This is a genomic window from Leptolyngbya sp. AS-A5, assembly GCF_039962495.1.
In the GTDB taxonomy this organism is placed as follows: domain Bacteria; phylum Cyanobacteriota; class Cyanobacteriia; order Leptolyngbyales; family Leptolyngbyaceae; genus Leptolyngbya.
Genome location: NZ_JAMPLL010000057.1, coordinates 1 through 14,043, shown reverse-complemented (window position 1 = coordinate 14,043; position 14,043 = coordinate 1). Strand labels below are relative to the sequence as shown.

Annotated in this window: 10 protein-coding genes; 2 read left to right on the top strand and 8 right to left on the bottom strand. The window is 48.3% G+C overall.

The genetic code is table 11. The features are described 5' to 3' along the window. Nucleotides 1-136: 136 nt before the first annotated feature. The 7 genes from NC980_RS25265 to NC980_RS25235 form a co-directional block, all read right to left on the bottom strand. Entirely contained in the window at nucleotides 137-376 is a 240-nt protein-coding gene (locus NC980_RS25265) for a hypothetical protein (RefSeq protein ID WP_190378052.1), read from the bottom strand. A 292-nt stretch (nucleotides 377-668) separates the two neighbouring features. Next, nucleotides 669-1,460: a response regulator gene (locus tag NC980_RS25260; RefSeq protein ID WP_190378051.1), complete on the bottom strand. Its 792-nt coding sequence runs from the start codon at nucleotides 1,458-1,460 to the stop codon at nucleotides 669-671. 105 nt (nucleotides 1,461-1,565) lie between these two features. Next, complete coding sequence (locus NC980_RS25255) at nucleotides 1,566-3,668, bottom strand: response regulator (RefSeq protein WP_190378050.1); 2,103 nt, start codon at nucleotides 3,666-3,668, stop codon at nucleotides 1,566-1,568. A gap of 431 nt (nucleotides 3,669-4,099) precedes the next feature. Then, nucleotides 4,100-5,194, bottom strand: a complete 1,095-nt coding sequence (locus tag NC980_RS25250; protein WP_199298633.1) for an ATP-binding protein — start codon at nucleotides 5,192-5,194, stop codon at nucleotides 4,100-4,102. A 3-nt stretch (nucleotides 5,195-5,197) separates the two neighbouring features. After that, entirely contained in the window at nucleotides 5,198-5,605 is a 408-nt protein-coding gene (locus tag NC980_RS25245; RefSeq protein ID WP_199298632.1) for a response regulator, read from the bottom strand. A 27-nt stretch (nucleotides 5,606-5,632) separates the two neighbouring features. Beyond that, nucleotides 5,633-9,262, bottom strand: coding sequence for a PAS domain S-box protein (locus NC980_RS25240; RefSeq protein ID WP_190378049.1), 3,630 nt, complete (start codon nucleotides 9,260-9,262; stop codon nucleotides 5,633-5,635). Nucleotides 9,263-9,404: 142 nt separating this feature from the next. Then, nucleotides 9,405-9,836: a response regulator gene (locus NC980_RS25235; RefSeq protein WP_190378048.1), complete on the bottom strand. Its 432-nt coding sequence runs from the start codon at nucleotides 9,834-9,836 to the stop codon at nucleotides 9,405-9,407. Nucleotides 9,837-10,427: 591 nt separating this feature from the next. On the opposite strand from NC980_RS25235, the gene NC980_RS25230 reads away from it, so the two are divergent. Together NC980_RS25230 and NC980_RS25225 are read left to right on the top strand one after the other, a co-directional pair. Further along, the gene (locus NC980_RS25230) at nucleotides 10,428-12,965 is read left to right on the top strand and encodes a PAS domain-containing protein (RefSeq protein WP_190378047.1); all 2,538 of its coding nucleotides are present in this window, start codon (nucleotides 10,428-10,430) and stop codon (nucleotides 12,963-12,965) included. Between the two features lie 113 nt (nucleotides 12,966-13,078). Further along, the gene (locus tag NC980_RS25225) at nucleotides 13,079-13,492 is read left to right on the top strand and encodes a pentapeptide repeat-containing protein (protein ID WP_190378046.1); all 414 of its coding nucleotides are present in this window, start codon (nucleotides 13,079-13,081) and stop codon (nucleotides 13,490-13,492) included. A gap of 216 nt (nucleotides 13,493-13,708) precedes the next feature. Here the strand turns inward: NC980_RS25225 and NC980_RS25220 are convergent. Next, on the bottom strand, nucleotides 13,709-14,043 hold a 335-nt coding region (locus NC980_RS25220; protein WP_190378045.1), incomplete at its 5' end, for a transposase.

The window sequence follows — 14,043 nt, the reverse complement described above, 5'->3', positions numbered from 1 at the left end:
CACTATCTTTTCGAGCGGCAACCAGCTGTTTGCCCAATTGCACCTGATTTTGCAACCGATTGTACAATCCTTCCGCAATTTTTTGGTTGCCACCGACAACGTGATAGCGTTCAGTTTGAGTTAATGTTGACTCAAATTAAACTGTCAGAAGGCAAATCATGAATAAATCCCAGATTAAAATATCGATGTGACTAAAGGCTTGCATAGCAGCGTTCATAATTTGGTTAGGTGCAGCGGGCTCAAGAAGATTTGCTTCAGCGTGTGCAATATGAGTGCCGTGTTGCTGAAGGCTTGCGATGAGTGCAGCAATTCCATCTGGATCAGTACCCCAAGGTTGACTGGCATCAAATGGGAAAAAGAATGAATACGTTTGCACCTAGCATTGCTGATTGTTCGAAGATCGCAAAGCCAATCCCCTTACGCCGACTAACACCAGTAACAAGGACGACACGGCCTTTCAATCCTGCTTAGGACAAAACTGTGAATTGGAAATAAAGTCGTTTACTAGCAAATATCTCTCCACATCTAGAGTGGGTGGATTCGCTAAAATGGCATTATCAAGCAGCTAAGCGTAGTCGCAGTACCAATCAGCAGAAGATCGAGCAGCGCCTGAAAGACGGGCGGGGTGCCAATCTTTAGATTGAGAAACCGCTCAGCTTATGTTCAAGTCATATCAAGCTAAGTTCTTGCAAAGCGGTAGTGAGGGTGCTGATCTCAACTGGTTTAAGCAAGTAGAAGTTGATACCTAGCTTGTAAGCTTGTGGTAAGTCTCGATCGCCGCAACCCGTCATGGCGATAACCGGTAATTGCTCTAGATTAGGCTGTTGCCGCAGCCACTGAAGGAAATCGAGGCCTGGCATTCCGGGCAACTTCAAGTCGAGGACCAAAAAGTCAGGCAGTGGATAGCGGGACCGAGCGGCATAAGGCCCCTCACCCCTTAAATAGTTCATCGCATCTTCTGCTCTGCAAACCTGATGAATCACAAGAGTGAGCTTGAGTTGGCGAAAGACTCGCTCGAGATGGAGTGCATCAAAGGGAATATCCTCGACGACTAATACCGCTCGAGACGATGCAGTTTGCGGTTTGGATCTTAAGAAAGCCCGTACTCTTGCAAACAGCTCCTCAAAGTCAAATGGCTTGCGAATAAAGTCATTCGCGCCCAAATCTAATCCTTGAACTGCGTTGTCCTGCTCGTGAGCCGAAATGAGCAGGATGGGAAAGTCGGGCAATGCTGGATTTTCTCGGATTCGACGCGTCACCTCATACCCGTTCATATCAGGCATCATGACATCGAGCAGCACTAAATCAGGTGGATTCGCTTCAATCTTTTCCAGGGCAAGAGTTCCGCTCTCAGCGGTTTCCACCTCATACCCCTCAGCCTCCAATAAAGTTTGCAGGAGCAGAACGTTATCGAATAGATCATCAACGACCAGAATGTGGAAGCGTTCTTCAGAAGACACGGTACAACGGCTTGTTAACAACACCTCTTTATACAATACGTTCAATTGTCCATTTAGCAACGTCTGAATTTAATCTGGAGAATCTTTAGAAAAGATAAAGCTGGCTTAGCTGATTAAGCTAGTAATCACCGCAACGAGGTCGTACGGATTAACAGGCTTGGCCATATGGCGTTGAAATCCAGCAGAGAGGGCTTGTTGTTGATCTTCTGCTTTCGCAAATGCGGTCAACGCGATTGCCGGAATCAAATTATTTTGGTCAGTTTCCAGTTGCCGAATTTTCCGAATGAGATCGTAGCCATCCTTCTCAGGCATTCCAATGTCACTTACTAGAACATGGGGGTTGAACTGAGAGAACACAGCTAATGCAGCATCCACAGAGCTTGTGGTTTTAACTTCAGCCTGGCACTCCTCCAGGACAAAGGACATGAGATCAAGCGTGTCTTGGTCATCATCGACCATAAGGACTCTCAAGTTGGCTATCATGGGAAGTTCAGACGGGATAGCTGACTTTTCTGGCTCAGGTTGTGCACTCAATTGCAGCTCTTGAATCGGCAATTGCACAGTAAAGGTTGCCCCCAATCCCTCTCCAGCACTGTTTGCAAACACTCTACCGCCTTGCATCTCAACTAGATGTCGGACGATCGCCAACCCTAATCCCAGCCCCCCATGTTTCCGAGTAGTGGTGTGAACGCCTTGACGGAAGCGATCAAATACATAAGGGAGAAACTCGGCAGGGATTCCCTGACCGTTATCGCAAATAGTGATTTGAGCCTGGTTGCCAATTTGCGATAACTGCACCACAACATGTCCCCCCTGCGGGGTAAACTTGATGGCGTTAGAAAGCAAATTGCCAACAACCTGCTGCAAGCGTTCTGGATCGCCGATTATTAGCCCAATCGACGGATCAAAGATCGATTCAATTTCAATTTCCTTCGCCGTAGCAAGGGAGCGCATATCTTCCAGCACTTCGTTGATCACCGGAACCAAGTGAACCACAATCTGATTGAGACGAATTCGATTTTGAACAATGCGGGAGATGTCGAGGATATCGTCAATGAGCTTACTTTGGAGTCTGGCATTGCGCTCGATCGTTTCCAGTGCCTTTGCTGCTGTTACCTCATCCAGCTTGCGGCCGCGAAGCATTTGTGCCCAGCCCAGCAATGCATTTACCGGGGTGCGAAGCTCGTGGGACACGATCGCTAGAAACTCATCCTTGATGCGATTCGCTTCCTGAGCCTCTTGATATAGCCGAGCATGATCGAGTGCAATCGCAGCTCGATGGCCTAGCTCCAATGCCATCTCCAAGTCTGCCTGACTATATCGACGATCGCCCCCGACAGAGGCGAAAGCAATCGTGCCGAGGGTGCGATTCCCCAGGTTCATTGGAACTGTCATATAAGATTTCGCTTGAAGCTGACGCAGCAGTCCTAAATGCTTCTCATCTTGAGCGATCTTTAGGAGAGTGGTTTCAGGAAGGTCAGACGTTAATTCTGGAGTTCCAGTTTGCAGTACCCTGGCAGGTCCGCAAAGTGCATCCGGGGCGGGTGGGTAGTGTTGCCGTAATTGAAGCAGCAACGCCTCTATGTCTGGCGTACTCGTTGCAACAATAGGTTTGGTGAAATCCACGCCTGTATTTTTGACAATATCAACAAGACACCAGTCGGCGAATGTGGGAACTGCCATGTGAGCGATACTGGTCAGCACTTGGCGGTAGTCCAGTGAAGACACTAGCATTTGGCTTGCTTCTGCTAAGAAAGTAGCGCGCTTTTTTTGGGCTTCCGCCTCAACCCGTGCAGCCCGTTCGCGTTCCAGCAGTTGATCCCGTTCTGCCTCTATTTGTCTACGATCAAAGGCAGCCCGAATAGCAATCGGCAACCGGACAAATTGTTTAGAAGACTTGAGCAGGTAATCATCCAATCCGGCCTTTATCGCTGCGACGGCAATTTCCTGAGTCCCACTGTCAGTAAACATGATGACTGGGCAGTTGGGATTACAGTCTCGAACTTTGCGTAAAATGGTCAATCCATCGCTCCAGCGGAGACGATAGTCCGTGATGACGAAATTAAAGCTTCTATCCGTTAAAGCCTGTTCAAAACTAGCAGCATGGGTGACATGGGTGACCTTAGATCCAGGAAATTCTCGCTCCAGTTCCCGCACAATGAAGGTGCGATCGCTCGGGTTGTCATCAATCAGCAAAAAGTGAATCATCCGGTTCCTTCAAGCCTGCTCTTAATTTGTAAAGTGCATTGAGAGGGGTAAAACGTGATGAACATTTACGGCTAGCGATCCAAGAGCCGAAACTGTTGGAGCCGTTAGAGGCACGTGCGAAAGCGCAGGATCAAGAACAATACTAGGTAGTACTCAAATGATTCGGGCATCGATCGGCGTTGGGCATTGCCAGTTTATCTAATACTGATACTTCTCGAAGAAAAATAATAAATATTGATGCGTTGCAACTATCTTTAGATAGAGGTAGAAAGCATATCAGTTCGGCTTGAATTTTTCTGTTAGCTGAGATACAGAAGTTCCAGTACCGCCGGTCCCAAGCCTGTCTTTTTTGCTACTAGGGGTCTACGTTCACGATTCAGTAAAGCCTTTCAAGGCAAAGATAAATTGTTTTCTGAATTTCTGCTTCATGACTAACCTTGAATTGCACCTTCTTCAAACGCGGATAGCTCAATCCAAAAGCGGCTGCCTTGGCCGACTTGGGATTCAACACCGGCTCGTCCACCCATTCGTTCTAATCCGCGCTGGACGATCGCCAACCCAATGCCTGTACCTGGGTAGCTTTCCACGCCATGGAGACGCTCAAAAATACGAAAAATCTGGTCGTAGTATTGAGGAGCAATGCCAATGCCATTATCCTCAACCCATAAACGAACAAACTGATCGCGGCGCTCACTCCAAATTCGGATTTGAGGTTGTACGCCTGGAGCCACGAACTTAAGGGCATTGGTGATTAAATTGGTGATTGCCTGCTTCACCGTTAGGTAGTGTCCTATTGCAGTGGGCAAGGGTTCTTCGACAATGACGTGAGCTTGTCGTAACTGAACTTCAAGCTGAGAGAGAAGTTCTCTCACAATAGTGTTGAGCTCGATCGCTTGTGGTGCTAACGCCATTTGACTCAGCCGATTGTAAGACAACAACCCCTGGAGTATGTCATCGATCAGATCGGTGTTGTCCCGAATTTGAGCAGCGTATGCCTGACCGGTTGCATCTAATTCGCTGGCGAAGTCCTCCAATAGAATTTGAGCGTACCCGCGTACTGCACGCAGCGGCTCTCGTAGGTCGTGAGACACCGAGTATGCAAACGCCTCCAAGTCGCGATTTGCTTCTTCTAGCTCTTGGGTACGACGGCTCACCTCCTGCTCAAGCTGCTCAGTATAGCGCTGCCGCTCTTCCTCCTGGATAGTTTGTAGCCGATTGGCATAACGTTTGAGTTCTGTAATGTCTTCCACTAACCCATTAATGACTGCTTCTCCAGTGATAGAACTGAGGGTTTCAACCAAACGAATCCAAAGCGGGTCGCCCGCCTTGTTGGTCAACTGCAATTCTCGCTCTCGCTTCTGCCCGGGTGAAAGGTCTGTGGCTTCTGACAACTGTTCGGTGAACTGGCTAATCGATTCGTCTGCGAGAGAATTAATTTGAAATAGTTGAAGAAAGGCGCGATTCGCTTCAATTAAACGGCGGTCGCTCGTTGCCCGAAACACTCCAATACTCAGTTGCTCTAGCAATGATTAGTAACGAATCTCTAATAGAGCGGCTCTCTGCCTGGCTCCAGCTCGTTCTACAGCTGCCCTTGCAGATGCCCGCAAACGCACATAATTTTTAGATGACTTCAAAATGTAGTCATCTAAACCTGCCTTCATGGCTTCAACGGCAATTTCTTGATTAGCAGTATCGGTAAACATGATGACTGGACCATCAGGCGAGCGCTGCTTTAACCGATGCAGCAAGTCTAGTCCAGTAGTCCACAACAATTGATAATCGATAATTGCTACGTCAAATCGATTGTCCGCTAGCGCTTGCTCAAATGTGTTTTCATCGACAATTTCTTGAGTCTGTAGCCCTGAAAATTCTTTTTTCAGTTCTCGAATAATAAGAAGTCGTTGATTGGGATTGTCGTCAGCTACCAGAATTCGCATAGGAATGAAATACGTATTTCTTTCAAATTATGCAGGTGGCTTGCGTAACTCGATCCAGAATCGGCTACCTTGCCCTGGCTGTGATTCGACGCCAACTCGCCCGTCCATCCGTTCGACTCCTTTGCGAACGATCGCCAGCCCAATGCCTGTACCTGGATAGGTCTCGGCACTATGCAAACGCTCAAACACCTGAAAGATTTGCTCCTGAAATCTAGGTTCAATGCCGATACCATTATCTTCCACCCATAACCGTACCCACTCGGCTGTTCCATCGAATCGTTCTTCCACCCAAAGATGAATTTGGGGTTGGCGATCGCGGTGAGTAAATTTCAGTGCATTGGTCAGTAAGTTGGTGAGAATTTGGCTGAGGGTGATGTAATGCCCCATAACGTTGGGGAGATCTGGCTCAACCTTAACTTGAGCGCGCTTAGCAGCAATGTCATCTTGGAGGTGGGCTACGACTTTTGCGACTACCCGATTGAGATCCAGTGCCTGTAATTGAATATCTGCCCGACTGAGGCGGCTGTAGTCCAGTAGGTTCAAAATCAAGGTGTCCATTTCTTGAGCCGCTTGCACAATCCGCCTCATATATTCCTGCCCATCCTCGTCGAGACGATCGCCATAATCCTCCAGCAGAATCGTCCCTAATCCCTCCATCGAGCGAAGGGGGGCACGTAGGTCATGGGATACCGAATAGGTAAAGGCTTGCAGCGCTTCATTTGCGTCCTGAAGTTCGGTGGTTCGCGCTTCTACCCGTTGTTCCAGTTCAGCCGTATACTGTTGCAGTTGTTCTCGCAACCGGGCTTGTTGAATCGCAACGGCAAGCTGGTTGGCAATTTCCTGGGAGATCGCCCGATGCTCGGCATTGAAAGCAGCAGGTGCCTCAGCAAATAAATACAAATCTCCGATCAAACTTCTCTCTACCAAGAGAGCAACAATCAGGACGCTCCGGGTTCCCTGGGTAAACTGATACTCCAACATGGGAGGACGCTGAAGCATGCTGCCCAAATCTTCGATGTAGCGCACTGTTTCCCGATAGTGCAAGCTCTCGATTGGTGAGAGTGAGGTAATGGGCAAGACGGAACCTGCCGCTGTCGAGTCAACCTTTCCTGCCAGCACTTGAGCTTCCTGAGCCTCAAAATTGAATAGCACAACTCCTGCCTGCTGATACGCAATCACCTGATTAAGCCGTTGCAGGGCGGAGCCAGCAATGGCTGCGGATGAGGTAGCTTCTAAAATGGCGCGATCGATCTGTTGTAAGGTTTCCAATCGTTGAACTGTGCGACGCAGGGATTCCTCTGTCTGTTTGCGTCGGGTGATATCAACGTTGACTGCCACTGCACTGGAAATTGTCCCGGCTCCATCTTGAATGGGAATGGTTGAATTCAAAATTGTCTTACGCTGACCGTCAAACGTCTCAATTTCAATCTCTTCATTCAAGAAGGTTCGTCCCTCTTGTAAAGTGCGGGCTAGCGGCCAGTCTTGGCTAGAGAGACGCTGATTGGTTCCAGACCACCACCCCTTGTATTCCTGGTACTCATCCGTTGAGTCCAGCAACGGAGCTTCTTCTCCCCAAATCGTGCGAGCCGCTGGATTCATATCGAGGAGATGCCCATTCGTATCTGCAATAAACACACCAACTGGCAGAATGTCGAGAACGGCTCGTAAGCGTTTGCGCTCTAAATCACTATTCGCTGTCTCTTGGGCTAAGGCTGCTTCTGCCTGCTTGCGGGCAGTGATATCAAACCGGACAGCAAGATATTGAATGGGTTTCCCCGACTCGTCAAGCAAGGGAACAATGGTTGTGTCTACCCAATAGTAGGTGCCCTCTTTGGCCCGATTTTTGATCTCGCCATGCCATACTTCGCCCCTAGTAATCGTTGCCCAAAGATTGCGGAAGAATTCTTTGGAATGGTAGCCCGAATTAATAATGTGGTGATTCTGCCCAACCAGTTCTTCTCTGGAGAATTTAGAGAGCTCACAGAATTTATCGTTGACTTCGGTAATCGTTCCTTGAGCATCAGTAATGGCTAAAATCGCTGCCTGATCGAGGGCAAACTTGACATTAGATAGGTCACTTAAAGCCTTACGTAATGTCTCTTCAGCCTGCTTGCGGTGGGTAATATCTAAAAACGCACCGATACTGCCTCTCGTTTGTCCATGTTCATCAAAGAGCGGGGCAGCATACTCTAATAATGTTAGGGTACGGCCATCGTTCCAAACGATGTCAAGCTCAAGATCCCGAATTTCAATTTCTTCAGCCGCTGCACGCTGTAAAGGTAAATCTTCTGGGGCCAATTCCTGGTTATTTTGATAGATTTTAAAGCCTGTGGGGCGATCGCCCTCTGGTGCACTTAAAGACGCATTTTCAGTCGGAGCGATCGCTAACATTTGAGCAAAGGCTGAGTTGACCCGAATCTTTTCACACTGGGGGTCTTCAGCAATACCAACACCAACGGGGAGAACGTCTAATAGTGTTTTAGACTCCGCTAACTGCCGCTGGAGTTCTCGGTTTAAACTCAGAATTGCTTGCTCGGCTTGTTTGCGATGAGTGATATCAATCAGGACGCCAATATACCCCTTCACAGAGCCAGCCTCAATCAGTGGAAGCGCTTGAATGTAGTACCAGAGGATACTACCGTCTAGGCACACAATTCTGCCCTCATTCTGGTAAATACTCTGTTGACGAGCATTCTGCGTCCACTGTAGCCATTCTCGCACCAAACGATCGCTGTCGTCCGGGTGGAAAGTTTTTACCCAGCCCATTCCCAAAGCAGATGCCTCCGAATAACCTGTTAACTCACTCCAACGGGAATTGATATAGATACACTCATTCGCTGCATTAAATTGGAAAATGACAGCCGGAGAGGCTTGAGCTAAAGTAACAAATCGTTGTTCGTTCTCTTGTAATGCATCTACTGCTGCCTTGCGATCGGTAACATCGCGTGTGACCTTTGAAAAACCCCGCAAATTACCCTGCTTGTCTCGTAAGGCACTCAGTACCACATCTGCCCAGAATAACGACCCATCCTTTCGTCGCCGCCAGCCCTGTCCCTTATATTGACCTTCTGTGGTAGCAATCTGTAACTCCTGCTCTGGCTGGTGCTGCTCAAGGGCTTCTGGTGGAAATAATAATGAAAAATGCCTACCTAACACCTCAGAGGTAGAGTAACCTTCGACCTGCTCTGCTCCTGTATTCCAGGTTGTAATTTTGCCATTGGGATCAAGTAGGAAGATGGCGTAGTCTTGCACCCCCTCTACAAGTAGGCGATAGTTTTCCTCGCTCTCCCCCAATGCCAGGGTTGTTTTCTCACTCCGCTGCTTAGATGTGATAAGGGCCTGACTGAGATAGCTAATCATCACCCCTTCGGTCAGGAAGATCGCAATCCGCACTCCGTTTGCTATCCCGGTAACACTGAGGCTATATAAAGGTTGGACAAAAAAGTAGGTGCCAACCAGAGCGCTTAAGGCCGTTGCCAGTAACCCTGGACCTAGTCCACCATACCAGGCCGCAAACATGACAGGCATGATGAAGACCAATAGCGGTGCTTCATAGCCGAGCACTGGCACTAGCAGAAACCGGATCAGTAACGCTAGTAAGCTTACCAGTGCAGCGATACCATAGCGAGACAGTAATATCCGTCTTGCTCCTGACATTGTCTAGCCTCCTCCTGAAGCAGGACTGCTTGAGCAACCAGTCATTAGCAGACTACTCTTAAGTGAATCTGTTGAATGATCGCAACAAGCAGGCTGTAGTTAACACCTTCATATGCTAACGCTAAGCTTAAAAGCCGACCCTCTAACCCAGTGGGGGTAAGAAGGCGATGACTTGTTGGAGGGTGGTTACTAAATCGTTGAGATCAACAGGCTTAACAAAATACGAATTTGCGCCCAGTCGCTCAAACTGCCCAACCTCCCCTGGATCTCCAGAACTGCTCAGCACAACTACAGGCAAATCTCTCCACGCCGATCGCTGCCGAATCCATTGCAAGAGTTGCAACCCATTCATCCGAGGCATTTTCATATTGGAGATGACTAAGCTGGGTAAGGGGTAGCGCTCGCGATCCCCATACTGCCCCTCTCCCTTCAAATAACTGACGGCCTCCTCCCCATTGACCACGTGGTAGAGGATGACTGGTAGGCTCCCACGGTCGATCGCCCGTTTTATGAACAACAGATCGTTTGGATTATCCTCAGCTAAGAGAATTGGGTATTGAGAAGGTGACGACATGTTATGTTTGCTCTCTTACGGAACAAGTGAGGCAATTTAGCTTAGCGGAAGCAACCCAAAGGTTCATTACAAAGCACGGTACACCCTCCCGCTTGGGAGCAGTTACACAGCTATCGATTCGTAATTCTTTCTAAGTGAAATTCTTGGTTCTAGGTAGTCACGAGAGGAACCTCCTCCAATTCTCTAGCTTTGTCGCTGCGGCATGACAGGCCTAATGAGCGGTTGGAATGCTCCTTCAACCCGTGAATTACAGCAAGTTTGTATTCTTTACTACCAGGTGATCTGAACTTCCGCTATGTCCACTATCTAAAGAATGGTTTAGCTTCATCCATCGAATAAAGTATTCGTGAGGCTGGTAGAGAAATGGTTTGCTAATCGTAGTTGAATTGTTTTACGTCTCAATGGAGATGACAATTGCCAAATATATTCTCTTGGAGGAATCGCGACTAAAGATTAAGGCTTGAGGAGCCTATTGCTCCAAGAGTGGGGACCTTAGTCAAGATTCCGATGGTTGTTAGGAGGCATTGGTGGCTTGCCTTCAATAATGCTGCTTGTCTAAAGTGTAACGAGGGACTGGAACGGCGATAGCAGATGAATAGCATTCTCGATACGATTACCGATGGGATTGTCGCGTTTGACCGCGAGTGGCGTTTTATTTTTGTCAATCAGCGAGGTGCCGAAATCCTTGGTCAGACTCCCCAAGCCCTGTTAGGACAATGTGTATGGGAGCTTTATCCAGAAGCGGTTGAAACCAACTTCTATCGAGAGTACCAGCGAGCGCTCACCGAGCAACGTTCAATCTACTTCCAAGAATTCTACGCACCGCTCGATGTCTGGTTTGAGATTCATGCCTACCCTTCCGCCGCAGGATTAGTAGTGCTCTATCAAGACATCACGGTTCGCAAGCAAGCTGAATTGAAGATGCAGGAGACCTGCACCAACCTGCAGAGCCAGGTGGAAGAAAGAGCGACTGCCTTAACTCGCCTCAATACTAAACTTGCTGCTCAAACGACAAAGCAGCAACAATTAGAAGTTGCGCTAAAGGCGACCAATGAGCGACTCGCTCAAATCTTCGAGAGCATTACTGATGGGTTTTGTGCTTATGATCGCGAGTGGCGCTATACCTATGTCAACCCAAAAGCCGAGGAGTTGCTGGGGAAAACGCAGTCAGAATTGATTGGTAGAAGCATGGGGGATGTTTTTCCAGAAGCGATCGATTCTGAGTTTTACCGTCAATGCCAAGAGGTGGCTCGAACACGGTTTACCCTTAGCTTTGAAGATTATTCTCCCTTTTTAGATTGCTGGTTTCAAAATACCCTCTATCCCTATGCGGAGGGGGTGGCTGTTTTCTTTCAAGACATTACGGCGCGAAAGCGCATTGAGCAAGAGCGTAATCAATTACTCATCGAGGCACAAGGGGCTCGCATTCGGGCAGAGCAAGCCGAGCAACGCTATGCTTTCTTGTGCGAAGCCAGCGTTGTTTTATCTTCTTCACTCGACTATGACACGACACTTGCCCATGTTGCCCAACTGGTAGTTCCCTTCCTGGCTGACTTTTGCCTAATCCACAAGCTTCAGGAAGATGGGCGGCTCCAGCCTGTTGCAGCGCTTCACTACAATCCTGAAAAGCAATCTTTAGTTGATCAGTTGGGGCGATATTGTCAAGCCAGTGTTGCTCGTTCTAGCTGCCTGCTTGTCCGAGCGCTGCAAACCGGAATGCCTCAACTGGTTGTCCAGTGGTCTGATGTTGTGGCTCGATCCATTGTTCAGGACCAGCAGTTGCGGGAACTCTATTGCCAGCTTGCTGTTCAATCCATCATGGTTTTACCTTTGAAGGCACGCGATTGCATTTTTGGGACGCTCTTACTTGCCGTTTCCAACTCAGAACGTCGCTATAGCCAGACCGATTTGATGTTAACGACTGACTTGGCACACCGTGCGGCGATCTCTCTTGATAATGCCCAACTGCACCAGCGGGCATTGGAAGCAGATCGCTTAAAAGACCAATTTCTGATGGCCCTCTCTCATGAATTAAGAACCCCCTCGAACGCAATTTTGGGATGGGCAAACATTTTGCAGCGGCAGCGCCTAAATGAGCGAACCGCACAACAGGCGCTGGAGGCAGTTGAGCGCAATGCCAAAGCCCAAGTTCAGATTATTTATGATCTGCTCACCACTGCTCGAATCGTGACGGGGAAATTACAGCTCAACCCCGTTTGGGTGGATCTGACGTCGATTGTCGAAGCGGGAATTGCCTCGTTGCGGTTGGCAATTGAGGCGAAATCGATTGAGCTAGCAGTCCATCTAAAATCTTCTGTCGGGCCGCTGCGAGGCGACCCCAACTATTTGCAGCAGGTTGTGTGGAGTTTGCTCTCAAACGCCATTAAATTTACCCCCGATGGGGGGCAAATCAGCATTCGCTTAGGCCGTTTTGGTAATCGCGCTCAACTTCAGATTCAAGATACTGGAGAAGGTATCAAGCCCAGCTTTCTCCCCCATGTCTTTGAGCGATTTCGTCAGGCGGATGGAAGTACTCAACGTTCCCATCAGGGACTAGGCTTGGGACTAGCGCTCGCTCGCCACTTAGTTGAGTTACATGGGGGAACCGTTCATGTGGAAAGCCAAGGAGAGGGACGGGGAACAACATTCACGGTCCTGTTGCCACTACCAACCGATGTGTCCACCAGTATCTCTCCACCCCAAACACTGACTCCAGCAGAGAAGTTAGCCCAAACTCAGCAGGTTTTGAAGGGTCTACAACTGCTAGTTGTCGAACCCGAACCTGATGTAAGGGAGATGTTAACCGTCATCCTGGAAGGCTATGGTGCTGCTGTCAATGCTGTGGAATCAGCACAGAAAGCTGTTGAAGCCTTAAATCAATTTCAACCCGATGTCCTTGTCAGTGATGCTGCTATCTCGGATGCCAATCTATTAATGCAGCAGGTCAAGGTATTGGAGACAGATAGGGGTAAAGAGATTCCAGCAATCGCTCTCACCTCTAGTGATCGAGGGGGAATGGCATCAGGACTGGTCTCCACAGGATTTGCGCGATATGTTCCAAAGCCGATTGATCCAGTTGAGCTAGCAGCCGTAGTTTCAAGCGTTGCTACCTCAGATGAATCTCAATAGTGCCTTGAAAATCTGTTTTTAACCTGGAGAATAGAAAGAGTTCTTTAGTTTATATGCTATTACTTCTCATATTCATTTTTGACTGTGAAGCTTGTAATTAACGAGGAGCCAGAATGAACGCAGAACTACTACAAAATTACGCCACTGGAGAGCGAAATTTTGAAGGGATCAACCTGGCTCACGTAAATTTAGCTAGGGCAGATTTATCTGGGATTAATTTGAGTAAGGCAAATCTTGTGGAAGCAAATTTGAGTGGAGCGAATCTGGGCCAGGCAAATCTGCGGGAAGCAAATTTAGCTCGAGTCAATTTTACGGAAGCAAACTTATGTCATGCCATTCTGCTGAAAGCCAATTTGACAGAAGCCCAGTTTGGATATGCCTCTCTAATGGGGGCAGTCTTGATCGAAGCGAATCTGGTAAATGCGTTTATGTTCAATGCTGTGGTGACTGATGCTAATTTCACCGATGCTCTAATGAAGGGAGTGGTGATGCCAGATGGCTCGGACTATCAGCAGGTACTTGTATAAAAATTGCTTCTTCTAGATTTGAATTATGCAACTGACTGAAGTCCTGAATCAAGACTCTGTAGCCGCTTCGATGGCGAGGTCTGGATGTCTAAGATTATTGCGATCAAATTGTCAGGGTCAACCGGTTTAGCAATATAGTGTTGAAATCCTGCCGCTAAACACTGGCGCTGACAAAGCTCAGGCTCCAGAGCGCTCAGAGGATGTCTGAAAAGACTATCAAGCTAAACGGCGAAGCATCAATCGAATGTTCACAACATAGATAAACGCTTCTGCTGTTTCTGGCAAAACCTCATAGTCTTTACTCAACCTTCGACACCAGTTAAACCAGCCAAATGTCCGTTCTACTTTCCAGCATTGCCGAATCGGAACGAACCCCTTGACTTGCTCAGTTCGCTGTACGACTTCTAGCACCCAGCGATACGTATCCATCACCCACTGATGAAACTCGATGCCAGCATAGCCGCCATCGACCCAAATCACAATCAGGCGCGTAGAACCAATGCCGCACCGCTGCAAGTTGCGCCAAGACCCGTTTTGCTCCGGTTCGTTCC

What these genes read in the sequence shown, in the direction of transcription:
- NC980_RS25245 (WP_199298632.1), bottom strand. Translation starts at nt 5,605, where the DNA reads ATGCGAATTCTGGTAGCTGACGACAATCCCAATCAACGACTTCTTATT.
- NC980_RS25240 (WP_190378049.1), bottom strand. Translation starts at nt 9,262, where the DNA reads ATGTCAGGAGCAAGACGGATATTACTGTCTCGCTATGGTATCGCTGCA.
- NC980_RS25255 (WP_190378050.1), bottom strand. Translation starts at nt 3,668, where the DNA reads ATGATTCACTTTTTGCTGATTGATGACAACCCGAGCGATCGCACCTTC.
- NC980_RS25230 (WP_190378047.1), top strand. Translation starts at nt 10,428, where the DNA reads ATGAATAGCATTCTCGATACGATTACCGATGGGATTGTCGCGTTTGAC.
- NC980_RS25235 (WP_190378048.1), bottom strand. Translation starts at nt 9,836, where the DNA reads ATGTCGTCACCTTCTCAATACCCAATTCTCTTAGCTGAGGATAATCCA.
- NC980_RS25225 (WP_190378046.1), top strand. Translation starts at nt 13,079, where the DNA reads ATGAACGCAGAACTACTACAAAATTACGCCACTGGAGAGCGAAATTTT.